Origin of the sequence: Streptomyces viridochromogenes, assembly GCF_001270495.1 — a bacterium.
In the GTDB taxonomy this organism is placed as follows: Bacteria; Actinomycetota; Actinomycetes; order Streptomycetales; family Streptomycetaceae; genus Streptomyces; species Streptomyces viridochromogenes_A.
This window is the reverse complement of sequence record NZ_LGUR01000002.1, coordinates 415,855-442,794: the sequence shown is the minus strand read 5'-3', so window position 1 is coordinate 442,794 and position 26,940 is coordinate 415,855. Positions and strand designations below refer to the sequence as shown.

The 26,940-nt window shown below is 71.2% G+C and carries 23 protein-coding genes and 1 riboswitch; of the genes, 7 read left to right on the top strand and 16 right to left on the bottom strand.

The genetic code is table 11. The features are described 5' to 3' along the window. Nucleotide 1: 1 nt before the first annotated feature. Complete coding sequence (locus ADK36_RS01870) at nt 2-2,008, top strand: elongation factor G (RefSeq protein ID WP_053196001.1); 2,007 nt, start codon at nt 2-4, stop codon at nt 2,006-2,008. Nucleotides 2,009-2,080: 72 nt separating this feature from the next. Continuing rightward, entirely contained in the window at nt 2,081-3,943 is a 1,863-nt protein-coding gene (locus ADK36_RS01865) for a cellulase family glycosylhydrolase (protein WP_048578960.1), read from the top strand. Nucleotides 3,944-4,078: 135 nt separating this feature from the next. On the opposite strand, the gene ADK36_RS01860 is transcribed toward ADK36_RS01865, so the two are convergent. After that, entirely contained in the window at nt 4,079-5,332 is a 1,254-nt protein-coding gene (locus ADK36_RS01860; RefSeq protein ID WP_048578959.1) for a YncE family protein, read from the bottom strand. Nucleotides 5,333-5,486: 154 nt separating this feature from the next. Between ADK36_RS01860 and ADK36_RS01855 the strand changes: the two genes are divergently transcribed. Further along, nucleotides 5,487-6,149, top strand: coding sequence for a TetR/AcrR family transcriptional regulator (locus ADK36_RS01855; protein ID WP_048578958.1), 663 nt, complete (start codon nt 5,487-5,489; stop codon nt 6,147-6,149). A 35-nt stretch (nt 6,150-6,184) separates the two neighbouring features. Here ADK36_RS01855 and ADK36_RS01850 read toward each other — a convergent pair whose 3' ends face one another. From ADK36_RS01850 to ctaD, 3 genes are all read right to left on the bottom strand, one after another. Then, nucleotides 6,185-7,396 (bottom strand): glycosyltransferase, encoded by a 1,212-nt coding sequence (locus ADK36_RS01850; protein WP_053196031.1) that lies wholly within the window; start codon nt 7,394-7,396, stop codon nt 6,185-6,187. An 83-nt stretch (nt 7,397-7,479) separates the two neighbouring features. After that, entirely contained in the window at nt 7,480-7,803 is a 324-nt protein-coding gene (locus tag ADK36_RS01845) for a hypothetical protein (RefSeq protein WP_048578957.1), read from the bottom strand. After that, nucleotides 7,800-9,452, bottom strand: coding sequence for a cytochrome c oxidase subunit I (gene ctaD / locus ADK36_RS01840; RefSeq protein ID WP_048579228.1), 1,653 nt, complete (start codon nt 9,450-9,452; stop codon nt 7,800-7,802). The genes ADK36_RS01845 and ctaD overlap by 4 nt, the downstream gene beginning before the upstream one ends. A gap of 81 nt (nt 9,453-9,533) precedes the next feature. Between ctaD and ADK36_RS01835 the strand changes: the two genes are divergently transcribed. Beyond that, nucleotides 9,534-10,067, top strand: a complete 534-nt coding sequence (locus tag ADK36_RS01835; protein ID WP_048579227.1) for an RNA polymerase sigma factor — start codon at nt 9,534-9,536, stop codon at nt 10,065-10,067. Beyond that, complete coding sequence (locus ADK36_RS01830) at nt 10,060-11,025, top strand: CU044_5270 family protein (protein WP_053195999.1); 966 nt, start codon at nt 10,060-10,062, stop codon at nt 11,023-11,025. Before ADK36_RS01835 ends, ADK36_RS01830 begins: the two co-directional genes overlap by 8 nt. A gap of 47 nt (nt 11,026-11,072) precedes the next feature. Here ADK36_RS01830 and ADK36_RS01825 read toward each other — a convergent pair whose 3' ends face one another. Together ADK36_RS01825 and ADK36_RS01820 are read right to left on the bottom strand one after the other, a co-directional pair. Next, complete coding sequence (locus ADK36_RS01825; protein ID WP_048578955.1) at nt 11,073-11,924, bottom strand: bifunctional 5,10-methylenetetrahydrofolate dehydrogenase/5,10-methenyltetrahydrofolate cyclohydrolase; 852 nt, start codon at nt 11,922-11,924, stop codon at nt 11,073-11,075. 22 nt (nt 11,925-11,946) lie between these two features. Next, a riboswitch (ZMP/ZTP riboswitch) is annotated at nt 11,947-12,043 on the bottom strand. Nucleotides 12,044-12,096: 53 nt separating this feature from the next. Then, nucleotides 12,097-13,164: a YihY/virulence factor BrkB family protein gene (locus tag ADK36_RS01820; protein ID WP_107083579.1), complete on the bottom strand. Its 1,068-nt coding sequence runs from the start codon at nt 13,162-13,164 to the stop codon at nt 12,097-12,099. Nucleotides 13,165-13,466: 302 nt separating this feature from the next. On the opposite strand from ADK36_RS01820, the gene ADK36_RS01815 reads away from it, so the two are divergent. Continuing rightward, nucleotides 13,467-14,639 carry an alanine--tRNA ligase-related protein gene (locus ADK36_RS01815; protein ID WP_053195997.1) on the top strand — a complete coding sequence of 391 codons (1,173 nt, stop codon included), beginning with the start codon at nt 13,467-13,469 and terminating at the stop codon, nt 14,637-14,639. 88 nt (nt 14,640-14,727) lie between these two features. Here the strand turns inward: ADK36_RS01815 and ADK36_RS01810 are convergent, their stop codons facing one another. Continuing rightward, complete coding sequence (locus tag ADK36_RS01810; RefSeq protein ID WP_048579225.1) at nt 14,728-15,093, bottom strand: nuclear transport factor 2 family protein; 366 nt, start codon at nt 15,091-15,093, stop codon at nt 14,728-14,730. Between the two features lie 169 nt (nt 15,094-15,262). Between ADK36_RS01810 and ADK36_RS01805 the strand changes: the two genes are divergently transcribed. Next, nucleotides 15,263-15,505, top strand: coding sequence for a hypothetical protein (locus ADK36_RS01805; protein WP_048578953.1), 243 nt, complete (start codon nt 15,263-15,265; stop codon nt 15,503-15,505). A gap of 82 nt (nt 15,506-15,587) precedes the next feature. On the opposite strand, the gene ADK36_RS01800 is transcribed toward ADK36_RS01805, so the two are convergent. The 9 genes from ADK36_RS01800 to ADK36_RS01760 form a co-directional block, all read right to left on the bottom strand. Next, nucleotides 15,588-16,787, bottom strand: a complete 1,200-nt coding sequence (locus ADK36_RS01800; protein ID WP_048578952.1) for a type III PLP-dependent enzyme — start codon at nt 16,785-16,787, stop codon at nt 15,588-15,590. Further along, the gene (locus ADK36_RS01795; RefSeq protein WP_048578951.1) at nt 16,784-18,529 is read right to left on the bottom strand and encodes an IucA/IucC family protein; all 1,746 of its coding nucleotides are present in this window, start codon (nt 18,527-18,529) and stop codon (nt 16,784-16,786) included. Before ADK36_RS01795 ends, ADK36_RS01800 begins: the two co-directional genes overlap by 4 nt. After that, nucleotides 18,529-19,722, bottom strand: coding sequence for an MFS transporter (locus tag ADK36_RS01790; protein ID WP_048578950.1), 1,194 nt, complete (start codon nt 19,720-19,722; stop codon nt 18,529-18,531). The genes ADK36_RS01795 and ADK36_RS01790 overlap by 1 nt, the downstream gene beginning before the upstream one ends. Continuing rightward, nucleotides 19,719-21,371, bottom strand: coding sequence for an IucA/IucC family protein (locus ADK36_RS01785; RefSeq protein WP_053195995.1), 1,653 nt, complete (start codon nt 21,369-21,371; stop codon nt 19,719-19,721). Before ADK36_RS01785 ends, ADK36_RS01790 begins: the two co-directional genes overlap by 4 nt. After that, nucleotides 21,368-22,543, bottom strand: coding sequence for an ATP-grasp domain-containing protein (locus tag ADK36_RS01780; protein ID WP_053195993.1), 1,176 nt, complete (start codon nt 22,541-22,543; stop codon nt 21,368-21,370). Before ADK36_RS01780 ends, ADK36_RS01785 begins: the two co-directional genes overlap by 4 nt. Before the next feature lie 91 nt (nt 22,544-22,634). Beyond that, on the bottom strand, nt 22,635-23,657 hold the full coding sequence (locus ADK36_RS01775; RefSeq protein WP_048578949.1) for an ABC transporter substrate-binding protein: 1,023 nt from the start codon (nt 23,655-23,657) through the stop codon (nt 22,635-22,637). 28 nt (nt 23,658-23,685) lie between these two features. Beyond that, nucleotides 23,686-24,507, bottom strand: coding sequence for an ABC transporter ATP-binding protein (locus ADK36_RS01770; protein WP_053195991.1), 822 nt, complete (start codon nt 24,505-24,507; stop codon nt 23,686-23,688). Between the two features lie 197 nt (nt 24,508-24,704). Next, complete coding sequence (locus ADK36_RS01765; RefSeq protein WP_048578947.1) at nt 24,705-25,754, bottom strand: FecCD family ABC transporter permease; 1,050 nt, start codon at nt 25,752-25,754, stop codon at nt 24,705-24,707. Further along, nucleotides 25,751-26,776, bottom strand: coding sequence for a FecCD family ABC transporter permease (locus ADK36_RS01760; RefSeq protein WP_048578946.1), 1,026 nt, complete (start codon nt 26,774-26,776; stop codon nt 25,751-25,753). Before ADK36_RS01760 ends, ADK36_RS01765 begins: the two co-directional genes overlap by 4 nt. Nucleotides 26,777-26,940 lie beyond the last annotated feature (164 nt).

Genomic DNA, 26,940 nt, shown 5'->3' with positions numbered 1-26,940 from the left:
CGTGCACCTGCTCAACCTCGGGATCCTCGCCCATGTCGACGCCGGTAAGACCAGCCTGACCGAACGCCTGCTGCACACGGCGGGCGTGATCGACGAGATCGGCAGCGTCGACGCCGGGAACACACAGACCGATTCCCTCGCGCTGGAGCGGCAGCGCGGCATCACCATCAAGTCCGCCGTCGTCTCCTTCGCCCTCGACGACGTGACGGTGAACCTCATCGACACCCCCGGCCACCCGGACTTCATCGCCGAGGTGGAACGGGTGCTCGGCGTCCTCGACGGCGCCGTGCTGGTCGTATCGGCTGTCGAGGGCGTCCAGCCGCAGACCCGCGTCCTGATGCGCACCCTGCAGCGGTTGCGCATCCCCACCCTCGTCTTCGTCAACAAGATCGACCGACGCGGCGCACGGTACGACGCCGTCCTGCGGGCCCTCTCCGAGCGGCTGACCGCGTCCGTCGTGCCGATGGGGACGGCCGACGGCCTGGGCACGCGTGCCGCGCGCTTCCGCCCCGGCCTCACCTCGTCGGCGCTCGACGCCCTCGCCGACCACGACGACGAACTGCTCACGGCGTACATCGAGGAAACGGTCTCCTACGACCGCCTCCGCACCGCCCTGGCCGACCAGACCCGGCAGGCCCTCGTCCACCCCGTGTACTTCGGCTCCGCCATCACGGGCGCCGGCGTCGGCGCACTCGCCGAGGGCATCGGGCAACTGCTGCCTGCGGCCGACGGCGACCCGGAAGGGCCGGTCTCGGGCTCGGTCTTCAAGGTCGAGCGGGGACCGGCGGGGGAGAAGGTCGCGTACGCGCGGATGTTCTCCGGAACCGTGCGCATCCGCGACCGGATCCGCTTCGGCGCGGTCGGCGCATCGAGCGACGCGGGCGAACCCGACGACACCCGCGCCGAGGGCCGGATCACCGCGATCAGCGTCTTCGACCGGGGCGCGGACCGCAGGGACGACCTGGTGGCGGCGGGCCGGATCGCCAAGCTGTGGGGCCTGGCCGACATCAGGATCGGCGACGCCTTCGGCGAACCCCGCAAGGCGGCCGGGCACTTCTTCGCCCCGCCCACCCTGGAAACGGTCGTCGTCCCGGCCGACGGCGCGGACCGGCGGGACCTGCACCGGGCGCTCACCCTGCTCGCCGAACAGGACCCGCTGATCGACCTGCGCCACGACGAGGTACGGCAGGAGACCTTCGTCTCCCTCTACGGCGAGGTGCAGAAGGAGGTCGTCCAGGCCACGCTCGCCGACGAGTTCGGCCTTGACGTCACCTTCCGTGAGACGACACCGCTGTGCGTCGAGCGGCCGGTCGGCTCGGGTGCGGCGGTCGAGTTCAACAAGAAGGACGGCAACCCCTTCCTCGCGACGATCGGCCTGCGTGTGGACCCGGCGCCGGTCGGTTCCGGCGTGGCCTTCCGGCTGGAGGTGGAGCTCGGCTCCATGCCGTTCGCCTTCTTCAAGGCCGTCGAGGACACCGTCCGCGAGACCCTCGGCCAGGGCCTGCGCGGCTGGCAGGTACCCGACTGCACCGTCACCATGACCCACTCCGGCTACTCGCCCCGGCAGAGCCACGCCCACCAGGGCTTCGACAAGAGCATGTCCAGCACCGGTTACGACTTCCGCGGTCTCACCCCGCTGGTCCTGGTCGAGGCGCTGCGCCGGGCGGGAACCCGGGTGCACGAGCCGATGCACCGTTTCCGCGTCGAGGCCCCGAGCGACACCCTGGCCGCGCTGCTGCCGGTGCTGGCCCGCCTGCGCGCGGTGCCGCAGACCACGGAGACCCGCGGCGCCTCCTGTGTGCTGGAGGGGGCGGTGCCCGCGGCCCATGTGCACGAGTTGGAGCAGCATCTGCCAGGGCTGACGCGCGGCGAGGGCGAGCTGGAGAGCGCCTTCGACCACTACGCGCCCGCCGCACCCGGCACGGCCCCGGAACGCCGGCGCACCGACCTCAACCCGCTGAACCGGAAGGAGTACCTGTTGAACCTGACGCGCAGAGTGGGCAACTGAGCTGAGTGAGAAGGAACTTACTGATGAGTCAGGGGTGTTGACGGTGCCCTGATCTCACCGGACTGTAGTGGAATGCCGAACATCCGGACGCGTCTGCTCGTTGTCCTGGTCGTCCTCTTCGGATCCCTGACGGTGGCGGGCCCCTCTCCCGCCACCGCCGCCGCCACCCTCCCCGACTCCCTCTGGTTCGACGAAACGCCCCTCACCGTCCACAACGGCCGCTTCACCGACGGAAACGGCCGCGAGGTCGTACTGCGCGGCTACAACGTCTCCGGCGAGACCAAACTGGCCGAGAACCACGGCCTGCCCTTCGCCTCGGTCGCCGACGCGAAGAAGTCCGCGACCGCGCTGCGCGCCCTCGGCGGCGGCAACTCGATCCGCTTCCTGCTGTCCTGGGCCTACGCCGAACCCGTACGGGGCCAGGTCGACACCACGTATCTGGCCGCCGCCACCGCCCAGATGCGCGCCTTCCTCGACGCGGGCATCCGCGTGTACCCCGACTTCCACCAGGACCTGTACTCCCGGCACCTGTTCGACAGCGACAGCTGGTACACGGGCGACGGGGCCCCCAAGTGGGCCGTGGACGCCGGGGACTACCCCGACGAGTCCTGCGGGATCTGCCTCTTCTGGGGCCAGAACATCACCCAGAACGAGGCCGTGAAGCAGGCGTCGTACGACTTCTGGCACAACGCGCACGGCCTTCAGGACGCCTTCCTGGCCACCGCCCAGAAGACCATGGCGTACGTGAAACAGAACGTCTCCGCCGCCGAGTTCGCGGGCGTCGTCGGCTTCGACCCCTACAACGAGCCGCACGCCGGTACCTACGACTCCGGCCAGACCAGCCGCACCTGGGAACGTGACGTGCTGTGGCCCTTCTACGAGAAGTTCCGCTCCCGCATGGACGCGGCCGGCTGGCAGGGCAAACCGCTTTTCGCCGAGCCGAACCTCTTCTGGAACGCCAACATCGACTTCCAGAAGCAGGAGGGCGGACTGCTCGACGCGGGCACGCTCGGGCCGCGGTACGTCTTCAACACCCACTTCTACGACCAGAAGGCCATCTCGGGCGTCTTCATGTGGGGCAAGGCGCAGGACGGCCAGTACGTCGGCGACTTCGGCACGGTCCGCGACCGGGCCTCGGCCACGAACACGCCCGCCATCATCAGCGAGTTCGGCCACCCGCTGGCCGGATCGGTCTCCGACAAGGCGCCGACCGTGCTCAAGGCGATGTACCAGGCCCTCGACTCCCGTGTCCCGGGCAGGAGCTGGTGGTCGAACCCGGCCGGCTCCGGCCCGGTGCTCTCCGGTTCGCAGTGGCAGTGGGACATCTACAACGGACGCCACCGCGAGCTGATGAACGACAACCCCGACAAGGTCCTCACCGCCGGTGACGCCTGGAACGACGAGGACCTGTCCGCCGTACGCCTCGACGACTCGGGAACGCCGGTGCTGCGGCAGGACGCCCGGCTGCTGGACCGGATCTACCCGAGCGCCACGTCCGGTACGACCGTCGCCTTCACCTACGAGGACCGCTCGCGGGACGGCGACACGACCCTGACCTGGAACCCGGTGCCCAGCTCGCTGCCGAACGTGGCGCAGCTCGTGGGATCGGGACAGTACGCGCTCCAGGTGTGGCGCTCGAACAGCGGCACGGCACCCACCGAACTGCATCTTCCGGCGTCCTTCCCGACCGGCTCCACCACGGTGGTCTCCGACCTGGGCATGGCGTACGCGCCTGCGTCGTACACCTCGGGCGCCCCCGTCGGCGTGGCCGCGGAAGCGGGCGGCACGGGAAGCCGTCGCCTGCTGCTGACCGACTCGGACTCCGGCGTGCTGCACTACGCGCTGGTGACGAACGGGGCGAGCGCTCCCTCGGCCGCCCTGCTGAACGCCGCACGGTCCGAGCTCTCCGCGTGGGCCGCGCGGACCGTCGGCTAGGACGGGCGAGAACCGGACGGGAAACCGCGACCGGGCGGAACCGCCCTCGCAGACATACGCCCACCCCGTCCTCGGTCGCCGCGCCACATGGCGAACGAGGACGGGGTGGGCGTGGTGCTCGAGGAGCTGGGCCGGTCAGTCGGCCGTCGGGCCGGTCCAGCCGGCCTCCACATGGCCCAGCCGGACCCGCTGCGGATGGTCGCCGACCGGGACGGACACCTGCTTGCGGCCGGTGGCGAAGTCGATGGCGGTGACCTGGTCGGTGCCGCTCTCGGAGACCACACAGGACTTGCCGTCACCGCTGACCGTGGCCCAGTAGGGCTTGGAGGCGGTGACGAGCGGACCCTCCTGGAGGGTGGCGCGGTCGACGACGACCGCGTAGTCGTCCATCGTGCCCGCGACACAGAGCTTGCTGCCGTCGGGGCTCATCGAGATGCCGTGGTGGCGTGAGTCGTTGACGAAGGTGGTGCGGTCGTCGCTGGTCGCCGGGTTCTTCGGCAGGGTCTTCGTGCGGGTGATCTTGTCGGTGCCCAGGTCGTACTCGAAGAAGCCGTTGAAGAACGACACCTGGAAGTACAGCTTCGACTCGTCCGGCGAGAACACCGCGGGCCGGACCGCGTCGGAGTAGTCCGTCAGACCGAGCGCGTCCAGCTTGGGGCGCATGTCGATGACCTTGACCTGCTGGTACGTGGTCGCGTCGACGACCGTGATGCGCCGGTCGCCCTTCGTCCAGTCCAGCCAGGGGGCGTCGGTCTGCGTGTTCACGTCGCCGATCGCCATGTTGTAGATGTACTTGCCGTCCTGGGTGAAGATGTTCTCGTGCGGCTTGTCGCCGGTGGCGAACTTGCCCAGCTCCCGGCCCGAGTCGATGTCCAGCACATGCACGGTGTTGGAGGTCGACGCCGACACGGCCACCCGCTTGCCGTCGGGGGAGACCGCCATGTGGTCGGCCCGGTAACCGGACACGGGGAAGCGCCAGTTGACGTCCCCCGTGGCCAGGTCCAGGGACACCACGTCGGCGAAGCTCGGGCGCGAGACGACCACGGACCTGCCGTCCGGCGTCGAGTACATGTCGTCGACGAACTGGTCGTGGCCCTCACCCACGCTGTTGCGGATCGCCATGAAATAGATCCACTTGATCGGATCGGCGTTGATCTCCGCCATCCGTTCGTCCTTGTCGGGGATGACGTTGATCCGGCCGATCTTCCCGAAGTCCCCGGCGGACCTGATGACATCGGCGGTGCCGTCCCAGTTGTTGCCGACGAACATCACCTCACGCAGGGCTGCGGCGGAGGAGTCGGCGGCGGTGGCGGTGGTCGCGGGGGCGGCGACGGTCAGGGCGAGGGCGGCGGCTACGGAGCACAGGTGCCTGGGACTGATGGCAGGCATGACTGCTCTCTTCCTCTGAGGTGGGAGGGGCGAATCTGAACACACGTGCTTTCAGAATCAACTTACTGAAAAGTAAGGAGGGGGTGCCCTTCTCCACAAGACTGCGTACACGACAAAATTGGCCGTCGGGTCGGCGAGGCCGCGGGAGGACAGCGTGACGGGCAGGATCAAGGCGCCCACCGGCCGCTACGGCGGCAAGTCGGCCGAGGAGCGACAGGCCGAGCGGCGCCGACGCTTCCTGGACGCGGCGCTTCAGCTGTTCGGCGGCAGCCCCGGTTTCCGGGGCACGACCGTCGCCGCACTGAGCGAGGCGGCGGGCCTGTCGACCCGTCAGTTCTACGAGGAGTTCCGCACCCTTGAGGACGTCCTGGCCGCCCTCCACCTCCAGGTCAACGCGTGGGCCGAGGAGGCCACCCTGACCGCGGTGGCCGGCGCGGAACACCTCCCGCTCGCCGAACGCGCCACCGCGATCTTCCGTGCGTACGCCGCGAACGTCACCGCCGACCCGCGCCGTATCCGCATCACCTTCGTCGAGATCATCGGCGTCAGCCCCCGTCTGGAGGAACAGCGCCTCGCGCGCCGCGCCCGCTGGGTCGAGCTCGTCTGCGCCGAGGTGGCGTCCGCCGTCGCGCGCGGCGAGGCGGCGCCGCGCGACTACCGCCTCGCCGTGACCGCGTTCATCGGCAGCGTCAACGGGCTGCTGCACGACTGGAGCGCGGGATGGGTGGACGCGACCCTCGACGAGGTCGTCGACGAACTGGTCCGCATCCTTCTCGGCATCCTCCAGCCGACGGACGCCCGGCTCGCCGGGTCCTGAGACGACGAGCCGGTGATGTCACCGGCTCGTCCGGTTCAGCCGCCGATCCGGTTCACCGCGTCGAGGACGGGAGCGAAGCCGTCCTCGCCCCGCAGCCCGTCGGCGAGTTCGCGGGCGCGCCGGCCGAAGGACGGCTCGGAGGTCGCCCGCCGCACGGCGTCCGCCAGCGCCTCGGCCGTGAACCTCCGCAGCGGCACGGCTCGCGGCGCCACGCCGAGCGCGACCAGACGGCCGGCCCAGAAGCCCTCGTCGAACTGGACCGGCACGGGCACGGCGGGCACCCCGGCGCGCAGCCCGGCCCCCGTCGTGCCGGCGCCGCAGTGGTGGATCACGGCGGCCATCCGCGGGAACAGCGCGGAGTGCGGCACCTCGCCGATGGTCAGTACGTCGTCCCCGGCGGCCTCCAGACCGCCCCAGCCCCGCTGGATCACCGCGCGCTGCCCTGCCCGGCGCAGGGCGCGCACGACCTCGGCGCTCAGCCGCGCGGGATCGGGCACGGTCGCGCTGCCCAGACCCACGAAGACCGGCGGCGGGCCCGCGTCCAGGAACTCCCGCAGCTCGTCGGGGAGCTGGGCCGCACCGTCGTACGGCCACCAGTAGCCCGTCACCTCCAGGTGCGGTGGCCAGTCGCTCGGCCGGGGCACCACCAGAGAGCTGTAGCCGTGCAGTGCGCGGCCCCTGCGGGTGGTGCGGGGCTTGGTGCGGGACAGCCCCAGGCGTGTCCGTACCTCCGGTACGGCCGCCGAGAAGACACGGTCGATGGCGAGGCTCACGCCGTGCCCGGCGACCCGGTTCCCGACGGCTCCCCAGGACCCGCCTCCGAGCATCGGCGGCCCGAACTCCCGGGTGGGGGCGAGGGGTTGCAGCGGAACCTCGATGCTCGGGAGCGACAGGCCCTCGGCGATGGCGTGCCCCAGTGGTGCGGTGGAGCCGGCCAGGAGCAGGACGTCACTGTCGCGCGCCGCGGCCAGCATGTCGTCCGTCATCTGCCCGGCCAGGGCCCGCGCCATCCCCACCACACGCACGAGCTTGCCCAGGCCGGTCGCACTGCGGTGCAGACTCCGGCCGCGCGCGGACTCCAGTTCCGCCCGGGGATCCAACGGCAGCGGATGGAAGCGCACGCCCGATCCCGCGACCAGCCGCTCGAAGCAACCGTGTGTGACCAGAGTGACCTCGTGCCCCGCCCGGGACAGGGCGTGCCCGAGTCCGGTGTAGGGGGCGACATCGCCCCGGGAGCCCGCCGTCATGATCGCTACGCGCACATCGCCCAGTATGGCGGTGAGGGCTGCCGTCAGGGCCAACTATGCCTGTGAAACAGGTCGACACGTTCCTAGGCGAGGCACACGACAAGGACACCGAGAGCCAGGACGCAGGTCAGCAACCAGCCTGCCAGCAGCCTGCGCCGCAGGTCGCGGTATCTCGCCTCGTACGCGTCCCGCAGTCCTCCGGCACGCGCCGCCGTGTGCTGCCAGGAGGCCCGGGCGAGTGCGAGGTACTCCGCCTCGAACCGCCGCTCCACCTCGTCCCGCTGCCCCTCCGTCAGCCAGTGCAGGGGCGCGCTGAACCGGGCGGCGGCCGTACGGCCTTCCTCGCGGGTCGCGGCGAGCAGCAGATGCCCCTCGACGTCGTTCAGGAACCTGTCCGTGATGCTCACCGAGACGTCAACTCCTTCTCCGGCGTGGGAGCGTGCCGCAGGTCGAAGGCCGGGGATTCGGACCGGATCCGGGGCAGAGTGACGAAGTTGTGGCGCGGGGGAGGGCAGGAAGTGGCCCATTCCAGCGAGCGGCCGTATCCCCACGGGTCGTCGGCCTCGACCTTTTCGCCGTACTTAGCGGTCTTCCAGACGTTGTAGAAGAACGGCAGCAGCGACGCGCCGAGCACGAACGAGAAGACGGTCGACAGGGAATTGAGCGTCGTCAGCCCCTCCACCGCCAGATAGTCGGGGATGCGGCGCTGCATTCCGTTCACACCGAGCCAGTGCTGGACCAGGAACGTGCCGTGGAAGCCGATGAACAGTGTCCAGAACGTCATCTTGCCCAGGCGCTCGTCGAGCATCCTGCCCGTGAACTTCGGCCACCAGAAGTGGAATCCGGAGAACATCGCGAACACCACCGTGCCGAAGATGACGTAGTGGAAGTGGGCCACCACGAAATAGGTGTCGGAGGTCGGGAAGTCCAGTGGTGGTGAGGCCAGCATGACTCCCGTGAGGCCGCCGAAGACGAACGTGACGAGGAATCCCAGCGCCCAGAGCATGGGCGTCTCGAAGCTCAGCGAACCGTTCCACATCGTGCCGATCCAGTTGAAGAACTTCACACCGGTCGGTACGGCGATGAGGAACGTCATGAAGGAGAAGAACGGCAACAGCACACCGCCCGTGACGTACATGTGGTGCGCCCACACCGTCACGGACAGGCCCGCGATCGCGATGGTCGCCGCGATCAGACCCAGGTAGCCGAACATCGGCTTGCGGGAGAAGACCGGGATGACCTCGGAAATGATGCCGAAGAACGGCAACGCGATGATGTACACCTCCGGGTGGCCGAAGAACCAGAAGAGGTGTTGCCACAGCAGCGCTCCGCCGTTGGCCGCGTCGAAGACGTGCGCCCCGAACTTGCGGTCCGCCTCCAGGGCGAACAGTGCTGCCGCCAGCACGGGGAAGGCCAGCAGCACCAGCACACCCGTCAGAAGCACGTTCCAGGTGAAGATCGGCATCCGGAACATGGTCATGCCGGGCGCACGCATGCAGATGACCGTGGTGATGAAGTTGACCGAGCCGAGGATGGTGCCGAAGCCGGAGAGCGCCAAGCCCATGATCCACATGTCGGCGCCGATACCTGGGCTGCGCACGGCATCGGACAGCGGGGCGTAGGCGAACCAGCCGAAGTCGGCCGCACCCTGCGGGGTGAGGAAGCCGCCCACCGCGATGAGCGAGCCGAACAGGTACAGCCAGTAGGCGAACATGTTCAGCCGCGGGAACGCCACGTCCGGCGCGCCGATCTGCAGCGGCATGATCCAGTTCGCGAAGCCGGCGAACAGCGGTGTCGCGAACATCAGCAGCATGATCGTGCCGTGCATCGTGAACGCCTGGTTGAACTGTTCGTTCGACATGATCTGCAGACCGGGCCGGGCGAGCTCGGCGCGCATGAACAGCGCCATCACGCCGCCGACGCAGAAGAACGCGAACGACGTGACCAAATAGAGCGTCCCGATCGTCTTGTGATCCGTGGTCGTCAGCCACCGCACGGCTCGGACGCTCTTGATGTTTCTGATCCTCTTCACGCCCCGCCTGTGTCCGCGCCCCACCCGCACGTCACACTCGACGGACGCGACAAGAATCACGGAAACGGGTGTGACGATCCGGCGGGTGCCGGACACGAACGGAACATGAGCAACGACGAGATCTTCGCCGCTGCCTATCGCGAGCACTACTGGGCGGTCAGCCGCTATGTCGCGCGGCGACTGGACGGGCGTACGAGTGAGGTCGAGGAAGTGGTGGCGGAGGTGTTCACCGTCGCCTGGCGACGCCGGGCGGACCTGCCGGCCGCCCCGCTGCCCTGGCTGTACGGCGTGGCACGCAACTGCCTGGCGAACGCGGTACGCGGCTACGGGCGACGCAGGCGACTGGTCGACCGGCTCGGCAACGACGAGACAGCGCACGGCCGGCAGATCGTGGACAGCCCGGACACGGAGGCGCCGGGCGCCTGGGTGCACGAGGCACTGAACCGGCTGTCCCCGGCCGACCGGGAAGTGCTGCGACTGACGGCGTGGGAGGAACTGGCGGTCGAGGAGGTCGCCGTGGCCCTCGGCTGCGGCAGACGGGCCGCGGCCATGCGGCTGCACCGGGCCCGGCGCCGGCTCAGAGCCGAGATCGACCGTATGTCCCCGCCGACCGTGTCCAAGGAACGAAGCCATGGCTGACGAACTCGAACTGCTGCGCCGAGCCAACCCGGTACCGGTCGACGGTCCGCACTTCGGCGACGGGCCACTGGACCACCACGCCGAACGGCACCTCAACCGGCTGCTGCACGAACGCCCGTCCCCTGTCCGTCGCCGTACCCGGCTCGCCTGGGGCCTCGCGGCCACGACCGTCGTCGCCGCACTCGTGTCGGCTCTGCTGTTCACCGGCCAGACGACGGCCCCGGCAATCGCGGCACCCCGCCCGCTGCTGGTGCGGGCCGACTCCACCCCCGTATCCCTGGAAACCCTGGCCGAGCGGGCACGGGCGGCCGCGGCCGACGGTGCGCCGAAGCTCCGGAAGGGCACGCATGTGCAGGCGTGGAGCATGGGCATGAGCGACGACAAGCCGCCGATCACGCTTCCCGAGGAGCGCATCGTGCGGTGGCACGCCGACGACAGCCACACGGAGATCGTCGTGGCCACCGACCCGCGCCACCCCGGCCGGCCGGTCCTCAGCGGCGAAGGGGAACTCGTCGAGGACGGCCATGTCCTCAGCAGGCAGACCTATCCGCCCAGTTGGAGCGACGCACCGCCGCAGTCGCCGCCTCCGACCGACGTCACACGCCTGCGTGCGTACCTCCAGGAGGCCGGGTACAGCAAGACCCCGCTGAACATCGGTGAACTCCTCGACGCCGTCGCCTCGCTGCTCGACACCTGGACCCTCGGCGCCCGCGAGTCGGCGACGCTCGCGCGGCTCCTCGCGGACACCGAGGGGCTCAGACCGCTCGGGCAGGTGACGGACCGGCTCGGACGGCGCGGACAGGCGTACGTGTACGACGGGCCCGGCGCCCGCCGAATGCTGATCATGGACCCGGTCACCGGTGCCGTGCTCGGGCTGGAGACCACCTTCACGAAGGCGGAACCGGAGTACGGCGTCAAGGCCGGTGACGTGATGTCGTACAGCGCCTGGATGCGCTGACCCCGGGCATCACACCCGGGCATCAAGCCGGGCACCGGACCCGGGCATCACGCGACGCCGAGCTGCCGGGCGGCCGCGTCCACCGTCTGCTCCAGCAGCGTGGCGATGGTCATCGGACCGACGCCGCCCGGCACCGGGGTGATGAGGGAGGCCCGCTCGACGGCGGAGTCGAAGTCGACGTCGCCCACGTTCCCCGCGTTGTAGCCGGCGTCGATCACGACGGCGCCGGGCTTGATGTCCTGCCCCCGGATCAGCCGCGGGCGGCCCACGGCGGCGACGACGATGTCCGCCTCACGCACCGCCGCGGACAGATCCGCCGTACGGGAGTGGCAGTACGTCACCGTCGCGTCGCGGGCCAGGAGCAGCATGCCGGCGGGCTTGCCGAGGATCGCGCTGCGGCCGACGACCACGGCACGCCTGCCGGCCGGCTCGACGCCGTACTCGTCGAGCAGCCGCATGATCCCGCCGGGCGTGCACGAGACGAACCCCGGGAGCCCGAAGCTCATCGTCGCGAACGAGGCGAAGGTGACACCGTCGACGTCCTTCTCCGGCGCGATCGCCTCGAACGCCGCCCGCTCGTCGATGTGCGGGCCCATCGGGTGCTGGAGCAGGATGCCGTGTACGGCGGGGTCGGTCGACAGGTCGCGCAGGGTGCCGACCAGTCGTTCCGTGGTGGTGTCGGCGGGCAGCGGCACGTGGCGCGAGGTGATGCCGGCCTCGCGGCAGCGGTTCTGCTTCATGCGGACGTACGTCACGGACGCGGGGTCCTCGCCGACCAGCACGGTCGCGAGGCAGGGCGCGGTGCCGGTGCGTTCGGTGAGGTCGGCGGCCTTCTTCGCGGTCTCCTCGACGATCCGCCGGGCGACCGAGGTGCCGTCCATGAGACGGGCCTGAGACATGATCCACTCCTGGGCTGGTGGTCCGGTTCGCCCAGGCGCACGGCATCGACTCCGCGTCGACTTCTCCAGGGGCCGCTCCCCGGTGGTGCTCCACCTCAGCGCCAGTCACGGCCCACGGCCCACCCTAACGGAGGCGGCACAAGGACCGGACAGCGCGTCCGTGCGCGGGCCGTCAGGGACCGCGCAGGCGTCGCCGGTCCTGTTCGTCCCATGTGCGGGTGTCGCGCGGCGCCGTGTACGGCTCCTCGTCGGGTGGGTGGCCGCCGGCGATCGCGCGCTGTCGTACGGCCTCCGCGTCGAATTCCAGGCCGAGCAGTATGGCCAGGTTGCCGACCCACAGCCAGATCAGGAAGACGATCACGCCCGCCATGGTGCCGTAGGTCTTGTTGTAGGAGGCGAAGTTGGCGACGTAGAACGCGAAGCCGGCGGAGGCGACCAGCCAGATCACCAGGGCGAGGAAGCTGCCCGGGGTGATCCACCGGAAGCCGCGCACCTTGGCGTTGGGGGCCGCCCAGTACAGGATCGCGATCATGGTGGTCACGAGGACGGCCAGGACGGGCCACTTGGCGATGGACCAGACGGTCAGGGCCGTGTCGCCGACGCCCAGCGTGGAGCCGACCTGCCGGGCCAGGGAGCCGGTGAAGACGACGATCAGGGCGCTGAGCACGGCCATCACCATGAGGACGACGGTCACCGCGAGCCGGATCGGGAGGATCTTCCACACCGGGCGCCCCTCGGGCATGTCGTAGACCGCGTTCGAGGTGCGGATGAAGGCCGCGACATAGCCGGAGGCCGACCACACCGCGAGGACGAGGCCGACGACGGCCATGACGGAGCCGAGACCGCCGTTGCCCTGCAACTGTTCGACCGCACGGGTGAGGATGTCCCGGGCCGAGCCGGGCGCGAGCTCGTTGATGTTCTCCAGCACCTTGTCGGTGGCCGACCTGCCGACCAGCCCGAGCAGGGACACCAGCACCAGCAGGGCCGGGAACAGCGACAGCACGCTGTAGTAGGTCAGGGCCGCCGCGCGGTCGGTCAGCTCGTCGTCCTTGAACTCCCGCAGGGTGCCCTTCAGCGCCGCCCACCACGATCGCCGGGGCAGTTCGGTGGGCGTGTCGGGCGCCCGCCGCTCCACCCGCGGATCCGGCCCCGGGTCCACCTGTGCATCCCTCGCCGGGCTCGGGGACGGATCCTGCCGCTCCCGGTGATCCTTGTGCCTGGACCTGAGTAGTCGGGTCATGGCCCCCGGGTATCCGGCCCCGCGAAGCTCAAGCACACTTCGCACGCCCGAACCGACGCCCCCGCCAGGGGCGGCGAAAATCCCGGGACTGTTCCGATGCGGACTGTTACCGTCGATCCCATGAAGGTCATCAGGCACACCGACACCGCAGCCGCGCGAGCGCCCCGCTCGACGGCTGCCCACGCCTGATCCCACCCCTTACGGCGGCCGGAAACGGTCCGCCGGTGTACGTGCGCCTTCTCCCTTCCCGGTCGCACCCTGTTCCGCGGCTCTTTCCGGTCCCCACGACCGAAGGAACCCCGATGAACACCGACCGGATCGTCAGCACCTTCACCGACTACTTCCGCGAGCACGGACACGAGCTCGTCACCGGCGGCACCCTCCTGCCACCGCCGTCCGACCCCGTCCTGTTCACCACCTCCGGCATGCACCCGCTCACGCCCCATCTGGAAGGCCGCCCGCATCCACAGGGACGACGCCTGACCAGCGTCCAGCGCTGTCTGCGCACGACCGACCTCGACGAGGTCGGCGACCGCACCCATCTGACGGTGTTCGAGATGCTCGGCTCCTGGTCCCTGGGCGACTACGGCCATTCACAGAGCCTGCGTTGGGGACACGAGCTGCTGCGCGACGGATTCGGCGTCCCGCCGGAGCGGATGCACGTCACCGTCTTCGGCGGCGACGACGAGGTGGGCCCCGACGACGAGTCGCTCGGCACCTGGCGGGAGTTGGGCCTGCCCGTGGAGCTGACCAGCGACGAGAACTGGTGGTCCCACGGCCCCGTCGGCCTGTGCGGCCCCGATTCGGAGATCTTCGTCTGGACCGGCGACCCCGGCACCCCGCCCCAGGGCAGCCCGACCACCGATCCACGGTGGGTGGAGGTGTGGAACCACGTGAGCATGCGCTACCGCCGCCTTGAGGACGGCGGCCTCCAACTCCTCCAACAGCCCAACGTCGACACGGGCATGGGACTCGAGCGTCTGGCCACGGTCCTCCAGGGCCACGACTCCGTCTACGACAGCGACCTGTTCGAACCCTGGACGAGGCTCCTGCCACCGCTGTGGGACCTGGACGAGCCGTCGACGCGTCTGGTCTGCGACCACCTGCGCTCCGGCATCGCCGTGATCGGCGACGGCGTACGGCCGTCCAACACCGGACGCGGCTACGTCCTGCGCCGGCTGACCCGCCGCGTTCTCACCACCCTGTGGCGCGACGACCCCTCGCGCACTCTGTCCGACCTGCCGACCGAGCTCCTCGGGCACACCCTGGACCATTTCCGGCAACCCGGTGACACAGGCCGGGTGCGCGGGGTGCTGGTCGACGAGGAACGGCGGTTCGGCCGGCTCCTGGAGCGGGGGCGGCGCGTGCTGGGCAGGCCGCGGTTCGAGGGTCCGCTGAGCGACGAGGACTACCGGTACCTCCACGACACCCACGGACTGCCGCGCGACCTCGTCACGACGCTGCGTACCCCCTGACGACCGGAGGTGCGGGTCGGCCGTCGGCCGGCCCGCACCTCCCGGCTGCTCGCCGTGCTGGTCGTCGTCCTGGCCTGCTTGTCCTTTCCTACTCGTCCCATGCCTCGATGATGATCTGCCGGGAGATCTTGCCGTCGCGCAGCGTGATCATCGACTCCGACATGACCCGCACCCCGTCCGCGTACTGGCAGGACTCGCTGTAGGCCGCGCGGTCACCCTGGATCACGCATCCCTCCAGCTTGTGCGTCATGTCGCGGCTGTAGACATCGGTGAGCATGTCGGCGATCTCGTCGCGGCCGTGCAGCACCTTCGGGTGGCTGGGCTGGGCGTTGCGGTTCACGACGCGGATCTCCGCGTCGTCCGTGTACAGCGACAGAAGCGTCTCCGGGGTGCGTCCTTCCACGGCCCGGCGCAGTACGTCGGTGTCGAACGAGGGGCGTGCGGCAGTGCCCATGGTGACCTCCTCCGAGGCCCGCGGCAGGGAGAGGGGCGGCCGCGAGTGCCTCACCTCTGAGCGTCCTCCGCCTCGCCGGACCCGGCAAGCGCAGCCCGAGCGCTGGGCCTGCCGGGTGAGCGCCGCCGTACAGCCGTGTCCCGCGGCGGACGCCCGCGTTGCTGAAGGCATGATCTCAACACGACGTATCGTCGCGGCCGTTGGCCTGGCGGCCGGCCTCACCGCACTCACCGCGCCCACGGTGGACGCGGCCGGCGTGGATTCCCCGATCGCCGGCCGGATCGATCCGGTCACCACGCTCGACTCGCTCGCCGCGACCGGCATTCCCGAGCGGCACAAGCACCGGGTCCCCCCGGTCTCCCAGCACCTGAACCACCTCGACCAGGTCAAGGGCCTGAGCCGGCTCGGTTAGGCCGACCGGTCGGGTCACCCTCCCGCAAGGGCCGTCGGATCGATCCGACGGCCCTTGCCGTGTGCCTGGAGTGACACGTCCGCTACCCGGCGTCGTCCAGGAAGTGGAAGCCGGGCCGGGGGTGCATGAGGAAGTCGTGGTGCGAGATGTTCCACGCGTACGCCCCCGCCAGCGCGAACGCCACCCGGTCCCCGGCCCGCAGTCCGGGCGCCGGCACCCGGCGGGCCAGGACGTCCTTCGGGGTGCACAGCTGTCCGGCCAGGGTGACACGGTCACCTTCGGCGGCCGGCCGCGGCCAAGGGTGTGGCCAGGCGTCCACCGGCAGGACGGAACACGGCTGGTCGTGCCCCTTGGTCGCCGGGGTCCGCAGATGGTGGGTGCCGCCCCGGACGACGGCGAACTCCTCGCCGTGGCTGTGCTTCACGTCCAGCACCTCGGTGGCGTACCAGCCGCAGTACGCGGTGAGCGCCCGGCCGGGCTCGATGCGCAGGGTCAGCTCCGGGTGCCTCTCGGTGAGCCGGGCGAGTCCCTCGCCGTAGGCCGCCCAGTCGAAGCGGCGCTCCGGATCGGCGTAGTCGACGTGCATGCCGCCGCCGACGTTCACCTCGCCGAGCCGGACCCCGAGGCCCGTCGCCCAGGCCACGATGGTCTCCGTCACCGACAGCTGCTCGGCGGCCTCCAGCCCGCTCGCCAAGTGGGCGTGCACACCGCGCAGTTGGAGCTGCGGGTAGGTGCCGTCGGCCAGCGCTCCGACCACCGCCTCGGCCTGCCCGGGATCCATACCGAACGGGGTCGGCCGGCCGCCCATCGCGAGCGAGCTGCCCGCCAACGACCCATCGGCCACCGGCAGGTTGACGCGCGGCAGCACCGCCACCGGCCGCCCCGGCGCCACCCGCCGCGCCAGCTCGGCCAGCATCCTCAGCTCGTACGCGCTCTCGACGTGAAAGCGCTCGGCCCCCGCCTCCAGCGCGGCCGTCACCTCGTCCGGTGTCTTGCCCGGACCGCCGAAGGCGAGCGGGCGTCCCGGCACCGCCTTGGCCACATGGGCGAGTTCGCCGCCCGAGGAGACCTCGTAGCCGTCGACGTACGGGCCGAGGGCGGCGAGGATCTCCGGCTCCGGGTTGGCCTTGGCGGCGTAGTACAGCTCGACCCGTTCGGGCAGGGCGTCCCGCACGGCGGACGCGTGACCGCGCAGGGCCGCCAAGTCGTAGATGTAGGCAGGCAGTTCGGTGGAGAGGAGGGACAGGGCCCGGTCGCGGACCGCGGGCGTCGGCCGGCTCATCGGATACCTCCGGTCGTGTCACGCAGGATGTCCTCGGCGAGCGGCGACGGCAGCCGGACATAGCCTGCCTCCCGGTCGGCCTTGCGCTCCCAGCGGGTGAGGAGATTGGCCTTCGCCGGCAGCGGCACCCCGGCGAGGAGGGCGGCCAGCCGGGGCGGGCAGCCGAACCGGTCGGAGTACGCCCGGAGCGTGTCGCGCACCCGTCCCCACAGCGCGGCCTCCGCCCGTGGGTGCAGATCGGCGAGCGCGGCCAGCAGCTCGGCGACATGGTTGACCAGCAGGCAGTACACGACGCGGTCCCAGCCGCGCTGGGCGTCGTACGTCATGGGGCCCGCGACCTCGGGCGGCAGCGCGGCGAGGGTGTCCTCGTGGTGGTCGGGGACCAGCTTGGTGCCCTCCAGGTCGCGGAAGAGGACCTGGGCGGGCCGGCCGTCACCGTCGACGCAGATCAGGACGTTCTGGAGGTGGGGTTCCAGGACCAGCCCGTGGTCGAAGTAGGCGGCCAGGACGGGCGGCAGGAGAAGGCCGAGGTACGTCGACCACCAGTCGAGGGCCGTCTGTTCGTCCGCCCCGGCGAGGAGATGCGATATGTGAGCGGGGCCGGTCGGGTACTCGTCGGCGACGGCCGCCGCCAGCAGGGGAGTGGTGCCCGGTGCCAGCCGCGGGGGCAGGCCCTCGCGGACGATGACGCCGAAGCCCTCGAACAGCGCGCGGTCCGGGGTGCCGTCGGGGCCGGGCAGGGCCAGCGTGCGATAGGCGGGCTCGCGGAGCACGTCACTGCCGGGGAAGCGCTCGGCCAGATCGGCGAGTGCCGGGGCCAGGACGCGGGTGAGGGCGACGGCGCCGGACAGCTCGTAACTGCTGTTCTTGCGCAGGCAGTTGGTGATCCGCACGTTCAGGCTGAACTTCAGGAACGTCTCCCCGTCGTACAGCGTGCGCACCGACGCGGTGGCGGCGAACGGCTGTCCGCCCGGGCCGAGGTCCAGGATGTCGCCGCGGTCGAGGGCGGCGCGCAGCAGGGGGTGCTCGCGCAGCGTCTCGTACTGCCAGGGGTGGGTGGGGAGCAGGCGGTAGCCGTCCGGGACGTCCGTGCGGTGCCGGTCCAGCGTGGCGGCGGCCGCCGGATCGGCGTGCTCCTCGGCGATCAGGCCGGCGCGGACGGCGAGGTGCCGCAGCGGGAAGGAGGCACCGGCCTCGGGCGCGTACGCGGACCAGGCGCGCGGGTCGCCGGTGCGGGCCTTCGGCGTGGGGTGGAAGCGGTGGCCGAAGAGGAGGGACTGCTCGGACCGCACGTAGGTGGAGAGCCGGTCGTCCGCGGGGCGGGCCGCACGCGTGTCGGCGAGCGCCGTCCCGACGGCCTCGTGGCTGGAGACGATCTGCTCCAGGAACTCCTCGTTGCGCACGCCCGTCCGCAGCGCCAGCTCGTCGTGGGTGTACTCGGCGAGGCGACGCCAGTCCACCTCGGCCCACGCCTCGCCCCGCTGCTCGCTCACCGGCCCGGTGAAGCGGTGCGCGCCGAGCAGCGACGTGCGGCGCAGGGCGACGCGCAGCAGGACCCCGCGGCGGGGTAGCCGCAGCAGCAGGTGGCCGTCCGCGACGACGGACTGGTGCTCGGGTGCCGACACCTCGCGCAGCAGGCAGTTGAGGAGGGTGTGGGCCACCGCGTCGTCGGCGGTGGGCAGGTCGGCGCGGGCGACGGGGAGACGGCCCTGCTCGGGGAGCGAGTCGGTCAGGGAGGGCATCAGTGGCTCCAGCGGGTGCGCAGGTGCAGTGTGGGGAGAAGGGCGGCTGTGACGGCGGCGGCCGCACCGCCGATCAGCACGGGGGCGGCCGGCCCGTAGCGGGCGGTGCCCGCGGCCGCGGTCACCCCGGCGGCGACCGCGCCGGCCTTGGAGAAGAACTCCAGCGAACCGAACATCCGGCCGGGTGCCCGGCCCTTGGCGCAGTCGGCGGCCAGCACCGACAGACAGACCAGACCGAGGGTGAGCCCCACGCCCAGCAGCAGTCGTACGGCGACGAGCGTGGGCAGCGAGTCGGCGATGCCGTGTCCGGCGAGTCCGAGCGCGATACAGGCGAAGCCCAGCGCGAGCCCGGCCCGCGGACGGTCCCGGAAGGCGGCGTGCACCGCCAGCGCGGACACCAGGTAGCACAGGTGAGGCAGGGCGAAGAGGACGCCGGTCAGCGCCGGCGAGGTGCCGGGGAGCCGGTCGTCGACGAGTTCGATGAGATAGGGGAAGGAGATGACGGTGGAGAACACGAAGGCGAACTCCAGGGCGAACAGGGTCCTGAGCGACATCGACGGGGGCGCCTCGGCCACCTCGGCCTCGGCCCGGCGCGGCGGCTTCTCGGCCGGCACCGGTTCCGGCAGCGCCGCCAGCAGCAGGGCCGCCGTCAGCGGCAGTACGGCGAGCAGGGCGTACTGCCGGTGCGGGGACAGCCAGCCCGACAGGGAGCCGACCACGATCGGCGCGGCGACCAGCGCGGCCCGTGCGCTGCCCTGCATCAGGGTGAGCGCCTTGGACAGGGCCGGACCCTCCAGGGCCGTACCGAGATAGCCGTTGGACGCGGCGAACGTGCCACCCAGGATGCCCTGGAGCACCAGCGCCACCGTGAACGTGGCCAGCGAATCCGCCCAGCCCGCGAGCAGGAACGACACGGCGAGCCCCAACTGGGCCCGCAGCAGCAGTCGTTTACGGCCGAAGCGGTCCGCGAGTCGCCCCCACAGTGGCGCCCCGAGCGCGCCGAACACGGTCGGCACGATATAGAGCACCCCGGCCCAGCGTGCGCCACGGTCGCCCAACTCCGGCAGGATCTCCGTGAGATACGGCGGCAGCCCCAGCGCGGCGAACGACGCCACGAAGTAGCAGCCCGCCACCGCGTGCACATGTCCGCGCCCGAACTCCCGCCTCGGCACCCGTAGCACCTCCGCGCTCATGCGGAACCCTCCATACGCCGCAGGTAGTTGGGCCCGGTCGTGTAGTGCTTGTTGATGTCGGCCGCACCCGACCGTTCCTTGGACAGCAGCGTCCCGGCCGACACCATCGCCTTCACCGGCAGCTCCGGCGCGTCCAGCAGGCGGGCACGCAGCACGTCCGCAGCATCGCCGCCGAGCCGGTCGACGGCCTCCGCCAGCCGGGCCCGGACGAGGTCCAGCAGGGCACGGCGGTACCGGGGAAGTCCGAACGCGTACGAGGCCGCGCACAGATGCAGGGTGATCGTGGCGAACACGTCGGCGACCGGACCGTCGTCCGTGCCGAGGATCCGCGCGTCGTCGAAGTCCCACGGCCCCGGCAGTACGGCGTCCAGCCGTTCGGCGTTGACGCGCGGCCCGTCGTTGTCCTTGAACAGCAGCCGCAGGCTGCCCGGCCGCAGCACCAGCGAGACGTTCTGCTGGTGCGACTCCAGGGCGATGCCGTAGCCGAACAGCGTGGTCTGCCAGTCGAACAGCAGGGTGAGGGCCGCGTCCAGCAGGGCGAGCGGATCACCGTCGTAGTAGCGGTCGGCGATCCCGTCGATCACCAGGCGTCCGTCCGGCGCCTCGGCCAGCAGCGCCGCCAGCGGCACCACCGTGGAGTCGTCGAGCCCGGCCGGGTAGCGGCGGCACAGCACGGCCAGCAGCTCGTGCCCGGCGTGGGCGTACGTCGTCTCGTCGGCGTGCAGGACCGTCTCCTGGAAGCGGGGTTCGCGGGCGATGACCGCTTCCAGCAGTCGCTGGCCCACCGCTCCGTCGACCAGCGTGCCGGGCTTGATGGTCCGCTTGTTGCGCAGCCCCAGCGTCGCGGTGGCCAGCGGGAGTTTGAGGTGCACGGAAGGGTCGGCGACCGTGGCCACGGTCCGCATGGACAGGGTCGGTACGACGTCCAGGCAGGCGCGGTCGGCCAGTACGGTGCCGCCGGGCAGGGCGTCGACGGTGAGCGGATGCACGGGCAGCGTCACATGCGTGTCCCGCAGGCCGGGCAGGCCCAGCGTGTCGGGTGTCGGCCAGAACTCGGGCAGCTTCCCCGCCAGGACGACCTCGTCCCGGGGCACGGCGAGCCAGCGCAGTGCGAAGCGCGGGCGGAACTCCGGGGCGTACGCGCGCAGTTGCTCTTCCGTAAGCCCCGAGCGGCCACGTGCCGTCGGGTAGACGGGGTGGTCGTGGCGGGCGGCGAGTGTGTCGTACGCCAGGCTGCCGCCGAGGCCGGGCTCGTCCGTGAGCCGGGCCATGACCTCCGCCCGGGTCGCCGCGTGCAGCCGCATGGTCGCCAGTGTCTGACGGCACTCCTCGGTGAACGCGTCGAAGCCGCCCCGGTCCTCGGGATCGGCGAGCTCACGCAGTGCTCCGAGCACGCTCTCGTACCCGGTCAGCTCCGCGCCGTCCGACTCGCGTACCAGGACGGGCCGCCGGGCGGCGTACAGGCACTGGAAGCCGTCCTCGGTGACCGGCAGCAGCAGGGCGTCCCCTCCCGTGGGGAGTCGCAGCCAGCTGCCGTCCTGCTCGTGGACCGTCGTGCTCTGGGTGCGCAGGCCGACCACGTCCTCGCGCAGGAGAGCGCTCAGCACACGGGTGAGGAGTTCCGCCTCGGAGATGTCCGTGGCGGTCACGGCTGGATCTCCCAGTGCCGCTGGGCCAGGAAGTCGGCCGCCACGCGGTCCACGGTCGGCTGGTCGGTGCCGGTGGCCCGCAGGACGCCGAGGTAGTCGCGGTTGGTGCGGTACAGCTCGTGCCGCTCGCCCACCGCGCGGAGCGGACGGTACGTCAGATGGACGCCGTCGACGTCGAGGTCCGTGGCCTCGGGGGCGCCCACGAGAGTGCCGGCGCGCTCGGCGCACGGGTACTCCAGGCGGGCCGCGCCGTCCTTGCGGGCGCCCAGGCCGGCCGGGAGCGGCTCGCCGAGGTGGGTGCGCAGGATGTGCTCGAAGAGCGGGATCTCAAGGAGGCGGGCCAGCAGCAGGTCGCACTGGTCGCCGATGGCGCGGTAGTTGACCTCGATGATCCGGGCCCGCCCCTCGTGCACCACGAACTCGGTGTGGCAGGCGCCGAACCCGACACCCAGCGCGTCCAGTTGCTCCAGGACCTGCGCGACGACCGGCTCGGGGTGGGCGGGGACGAAGGTGAGGCGTTCCTCGATGAAGTACGGGGGCGGCGACAGCTCGGTGTGGAAGCCGCCCAGGACATGGCGGACATGCCCGTCGCCGAGGGTCTCCAGGGTGAACAGGTCGCCGGGGAGGTACTCCTCGACGACCAGGACGGCGCCCGGGCGGCGGTCCAGGATCTCCTTGGTGTGGGTCACCAGCTCTTCGGGGCCGTGGACGAGGACGACGTCCTCGCTGGCCACGCCCTCGCGCGGCTTGACGACACACGGGTACGGCGCGTCGCCGGGCGCGACCGGTTCGGTCAGTTCGGCCGACCACACGGTGTCCACGCCGGCCGCGGCGAGCCGACGGCGCATCTCGGCCTTGTCCTTGCAGCGCAGGGTGGCCCGCCAGTCCTTGCCGGGGAGGCCGAAGTAGGCGGCGGCCAGGGCGGCCTGGGTCTGGAGGTGGTCGCTGTTGGTGAAGACGGCGTCGGGCGCGTGGTGGCTCGAGACGCGGGTGATCACGGCCCGGAAGTCACGGACGTCGCACTCCAGGACCTCGACGTCCGGGTGGGCGAGACGGTGGGCGTCGGGCTGGTCGGTGAGGACGGTGACGTCCAGACCCAGCCGGGCCGCGGCGGGCAGGAAGCCCTCGCTGACGGCATCGGTCGGGTTGAGGGCGAGCAGGTACAGGCGCATGCCGGTTCACTAACTTCCGCTAGCGGGTGGGGGGTTGTGGGGCGGGCTGAGCTGGTCGGGCCCGGCCCGCCCTCGGATGATCAGCGGCGGGTCACTTCGCCGGGAGCTCCACGCCGGTGGCCTTCGCCACGTCCTTGAGCATCTCCTCGGCGGCCTGGACGCCGATGCCGGACATCCACGTCTCGTCCGGGACCTCGAAGACCTTGCCGTCCTTCACGGCCGGGAGGTCCTTCCACACCGGGTTGGAGACGACCTGCTTCTTCTGGGTCTTGTCCTCGGCGTCGGCGGCGGTGACGAAGATGAGGTCGGCGTCGGCCTGGTCGATCTCCTCCGGGCTGACGTCCTTCATGGTGACCTCGGGGTCGTTCGAGATCTGGGACTTGGGCCGCTGGAAGCCGATGTCGTTCAGCACGACACCGCTGTAGGAGTTGGTCTGGTACAGGCGGGTCGGACCGGCGATGAAGCGGACCACGGACGCGGTCGGCATGGTGCCGCCGTCCTTCTTCTTGATGGCGGCACCGAGCGCCGCGGCCTGCGTCTCGTACTCCTTGAGCTTGGCCGCGGCCTCCTTCTCCAGACCCAGCGCCTCGGCGTGGACCTTGAGGTTCTCCTTCCAGACACCGCCGGTGGTCTCGGTGAAGACGGTCGGGGCGATGGCGCTGAGCTTGTCGTAGACCTTCTCGTGCCGGACCTTGGAGGACAGGATCAGATCGGGCTTGAGGGAGGCGATCTTCTCCAGGTTCGGCTCCAGGAGCGGGCCGACGTCGACGGTGTTCTTCAACTCGCCGTCCAGGTACGTCGGGAAGCCGCCGGAAGTCTTGAAGTGCGGGGCGACCGCGCCGACCGGGTCGAGGCCGAGCAGGGTGACGTCGTCCAGCTCACCGGTGTCGAGCACGACGACCCGCTTCGGCTGGGACGGGATCTTCACGTCGCCCATCACGGTCTTCAGGGTGCGCGGGAAGGCGGAGCTGTCGCCCGCGGCCTTGGCCGTGTCGTCGGCGTCGGAGGAGGAGTCCGCGCCGCCGCAGGCGGCCAGGACGGCCGTACCGAGGACGACGGCGAGCAGCACGGCGATCAGCCGGCCGATTCCGCGCAGGGGAGATCGGTTGAACATGAGGGGTCTTTCTGTGAGAGGGGACTGATCAGGCGGTCGCGGCGGATGGCCGCCGGACCGCGCTGCTCTTGGGGACGACCAGCGGGGTGCCGGTCTCCGGGTCGGGGATCACCCGGCAGTCCACGTCGAACACGGACTTGACCAGCTCCGCGTCGAGGACGTCGGCCGGGGCGCCGGCCGCGGCGAGGCGGCCGTCCTTGAGGACCACCATGTGGTCCGCGTAGCGGGCGGCCTGTCCGAGGTCGTGCAGCACCATCACCACGGTGCGGCCCGCCTCGGCGTGCAGGGCGGCGACCAGGTCGAGCACGTCGAGCTGGTGCCGCAGATCGAGGAAGGTGGTGGGCTCGTCGAGCAGCAGCAGCTCGGTGTCCTGCGCCAACGCGAGCGCGATCCAGGCGCGTTGCCGCTGACCGCCGGAGAGCTGGTCGACGGGCTGGTCGCGCAGCGCGGCGGTGCCGGTGCGCTCCAGGGCCTCGTCGACCGCCTTCTGGTCGGCGGCCGACCAGGGGCTCAGCAGCCGCTGGTGCGGATACCGGCCCAGCCGGACCAGCGCCTCGACGGTGATCGCCTCCGGCGTCACGGGCTGCTGAGGCAGCAGCCCCATCCGCAGGGCGAGCCCTCGGGCGGACATCCGGTGGACGTCGGCACCGTCGAGGGTCACACTGCCGGCAGCCGGCGCCAGCAGCCGGCTCAGCCCGCGCAACAGGGTCGACTTTCCACAGGCGTTGGGCCCGACGATCGCGGTGACGGCCCCGCCGGGCAACGTCAGATCGAGCCCACCGACCACGAGACGGTCGCCGTAGCGCAGGTCGAGGCCCTGGGTGGAGAGCTGGTTGGCGGTCGCGGGCATGTGCGGCTCCTGAAGGCCGGTGGAGTTTTCGTGCGGGGCGCTGGGCGGGCCGGGCGAAGTCCGCGGCGGTCGGGCAACGCCGCCAAGGGGCGCGGGGCTGGGTGGAACACGCGGCTTCCGCCGCGCGGGCGCGACAAGCCACGACGGCGCCGCACCCGCCGGACGACACATCGCGGCACCGCCGGCGGAGCGCGTCGTCATCCGCGGCTCCTCTGAACAGGCGAGCTCTGCCGCAGCATCAGCACCAGGAGCCAGGGCGCGCCGAGCGTGGCCGTGACCGCCCCGACCGGCAGCCCTTCGATCGGCAACAGGTGCTGCACCACCAGATCGGAGGCAAGCAACAGCACCGCACCGGTGAGCCCGGCCAGCGCCAGCGAGGCGGCGGTCGGCGGGCCGGTGACGAACCGCACGATGTGCGGCACGGCGAGCGCCACGAAGGTCACGGGACCGGCGAGCGCGGCGGCCAGCGAGGCCAACGCGACGGCGACGAAGAGCAGTTGGAGCCGGGCGGCGGAGGTGCGCAGGCCGAGCGCGCCGGCGGAGTCGTCCCCGAGGTCGAGCACAGCCAGCCGCCGATGCATGACGAGTGCGGCGGTGAACGCGAGCACCAGGGCACCGCCGGCACCCCACACCTCGGTCCACGTCCGCCCGTACACGGAACCCGTGGTCCACTGCAACGCCGACCCGGCGAGTTCCGCGGGAAACCGCACGATCATCAGGTTCACGGCGGCCGCCAGACCCGCCTGGACGGCGAGCCCGGTGAGCACGAGCCGGGTGACCGCGAGCCCCGAACGCCAGGCGAACACGCCCAGCAGCAGGGCGGCGAGCAATCCGCCGCCCAGTGCTCCGACGGGGATCAGCGCCTGCGAGGCACCGGCCGCGATGAGGGCGACCGCGCCCAGCGAGGCCCCGCCGGTCACGCCCATGACGTCGGGGGAGGCCAGGGGATTGCGGAACAGGCGTTGCAGCACGCATCCCGCCGCCCCGAGCCCGGCGCCGGCGACGATCGCCGCCACCGATCGCGGCGCCCGGAACTGCTGGATGACCAGGACGTCCCCCGGATCCCCGAGCCCGACCAGCGCGCGCAGCGCCGTCGAGGCGGGCATCGGCATCTCACCGGTCGTCAGGGACACGGTGAGCAGCACGAACAGCAGGGCCACACCGGTCGCGGCGAACAGCAGGACGCGGCGCCGGACCCGGGCCCGGGCCGTGGACTTCGTCCGTACGGACAGTGCCGCCGCGCTCATCGGGCCACCCTCCGGGCCAGCAGCGCCAGCAGCGGGGCGCCCAGGAACGCGGTGACGATGCCGACCTCCAGCTCCGAGGGCCGGATCACCATCCGGCCGAGTACATCCGCCGAGAGCAGCAGCAGGGGACCCGCGATCAGACAGCCGGGGACCAGCACCCGGTGGTCGCCGCCGAGCAGGGGCCGTACGAGATGGGGTGCGGCGAGTCCGATGAAGGCGACCGGACCGGCCACCGCGACCGCCGACCCGGCGAGCAGGACGACCGCGATGCCGCCCGCCAGCCGGATCCGGGCCACCGGCACGCCGAGTGCCTGGGCGGAATCGTCGCCCAGGGCAAGGGCGTTGAGGGCGGGGGAGACGGCCAGCGCGAGGACCAGGCCGAGCAGCAGGGTCGGCAGGACCGGCCACAGGACGTCGAGGGTGCGCCCGGACAGTGATCCGGCCAGCCAGAAGCGGGCCTCGTCCAGGGTGCGCTGGTTCATCAGCATGACGGCCGACGTCCAGGACAGCAGCACGAGTTGGAGCACGGTGCCGCCCAGCGCAAGCCGTACGGGGTCGATGTCCCCGGCGCGGCGGGCCAGCGCCTGCGCGAACAGGGCGGCTCCGGCCGCGCCGGCGAACGCGAACCACACGTACTGGGCGGGGCTGTTGAGCCCCAGCGCGAAGATGGCGACGACGACCGCGAAACCGGCGCCCGCGTTGATGCCGAGGGTGGTCGGCGAGGCGAGTGGATTGCGGGTGATGCCCTGGGCGACGGCCCCGGCGACCCCGAGTGCGGCGCCGACCGCGAGCCCGATGACGGTCCGCGGCAGGCGCAGCCCGGTCACCACCAGGGCCTCGCGACCGTGAACATTCCCGAGCAGCGCGTCGGCCACCGTGCCCAGGGGCACGGAGCGGGCACCGAGGGCGAGACTCAGCGCGGTGCAGAGGGTCAGGGCGGCGAGGCCGGCGAGGAAGAGCGGTATGTGCCTGAAGGCACGGAAGGGTACACCGGTCGGTGCGCCCCGTTGGGTCGCAATCACAAGCCGTGAGCTTAGGTTAGGCTTGCTTTACGTTTCAACTGCTATGAGATCACTGTGATGTGCGCGATAGTCGATCACCCGGACCGGATCCACCTGGCATTTCTGCATGATCGCGAGTGTAAGGTAAGCCTTACCTAGTTGGCTTGCATGTAAACCCTCTACTG

Bases quoted from the DNA above. Each gene is read 5' to 3' on its own strand.
- ADK36_RS01865 (WP_048578960.1), top strand. From the start codon at position 2,081: ATGCCGAACATCCGGACGCGTCTGCTCGTTGTCCTGGTCGTCCTCTTC.
- ADK36_RS01860 (WP_048578959.1), bottom strand. From the start codon at position 5,332: ATGCCTGCCATCAGTCCCAGGCACCTGTGCTCCGTAGCCGCCGCCCTC.
- ADK36_RS01850 (WP_053196031.1), bottom strand. From the start codon at position 7,396: ATGACGGCGGGCTCCCGGGGCGATGTCGCCCCCTACACCGGACTCGGG.
- ADK36_RS01835 (WP_048579227.1), top strand. From the start codon at position 9,534: ATGAGCAACGACGAGATCTTCGCCGCTGCCTATCGCGAGCACTACTGG.
- ADK36_RS01830 (WP_053195999.1), top strand. From the start codon at position 10,060: ATGGCTGACGAACTCGAACTGCTGCGCCGAGCCAACCCGGTACCGGTC.
- ADK36_RS01825 (WP_048578955.1), bottom strand. From the start codon at position 11,924: ATGTCTCAGGCCCGTCTCATGGACGGCACCTCGGTCGCCCGGCGGATC.
- ADK36_RS01820 (WP_107083579.1), bottom strand. From the start codon at position 13,164: ATGACCCGACTACTCAGGTCCAGGCACAAGGATCACCGGGAGCGGCAG.
- ADK36_RS01815 (WP_053195997.1), top strand. From the start codon at position 13,467: ATGAACACCGACCGGATCGTCAGCACCTTCACCGACTACTTCCGCGAG.
- ADK36_RS01810 (WP_048579225.1), bottom strand. From the start codon at position 15,093: ATGGGCACTGCCGCACGCCCCTCGTTCGACACCGACGTACTGCGCCGG.
- ADK36_RS01805 (WP_048578953.1), top strand. From the start codon at position 15,263: ATGATCTCAACACGACGTATCGTCGCGGCCGTTGGCCTGGCGGCCGGC.
- ADK36_RS01800 (WP_048578952.1), bottom strand. From the start codon at position 16,787: ATGAGCCGGCCGACGCCCGCGGTCCGCGACCGGGCCCTGTCCCTCCTC.
- ADK36_RS01795 (WP_048578951.1), bottom strand. From the start codon at position 18,529: ATGCCCTCCCTGACCGACTCGCTCCCCGAGCAGGGCCGTCTCCCCGTC.
- ADK36_RS01790 (WP_048578950.1), bottom strand. From the start codon at position 19,722: ATGAGCGCGGAGGTGCTACGGGTGCCGAGGCGGGAGTTCGGGCGCGGA.
- ADK36_RS01780 (WP_053195993.1), bottom strand. From the start codon at position 22,543: ATGCGCCTGTACCTGCTCGCCCTCAACCCGACCGATGCCGTCAGCGAG.
- ADK36_RS01775 (WP_048578949.1), bottom strand. From the start codon at position 23,657: ATGTTCAACCGATCTCCCCTGCGCGGAATCGGCCGGCTGATCGCCGTG.
- ADK36_RS01770 (WP_053195991.1), bottom strand. From the start codon at position 24,507: ATGCCCGCGACCGCCAACCAGCTCTCCACCCAGGGCCTCGACCTGCGC.
- ADK36_RS01765 (WP_048578947.1), bottom strand. From the start codon at position 25,754: ATGAGCGCGGCGGCACTGTCCGTACGGACGAAGTCCACGGCCCGGGCC.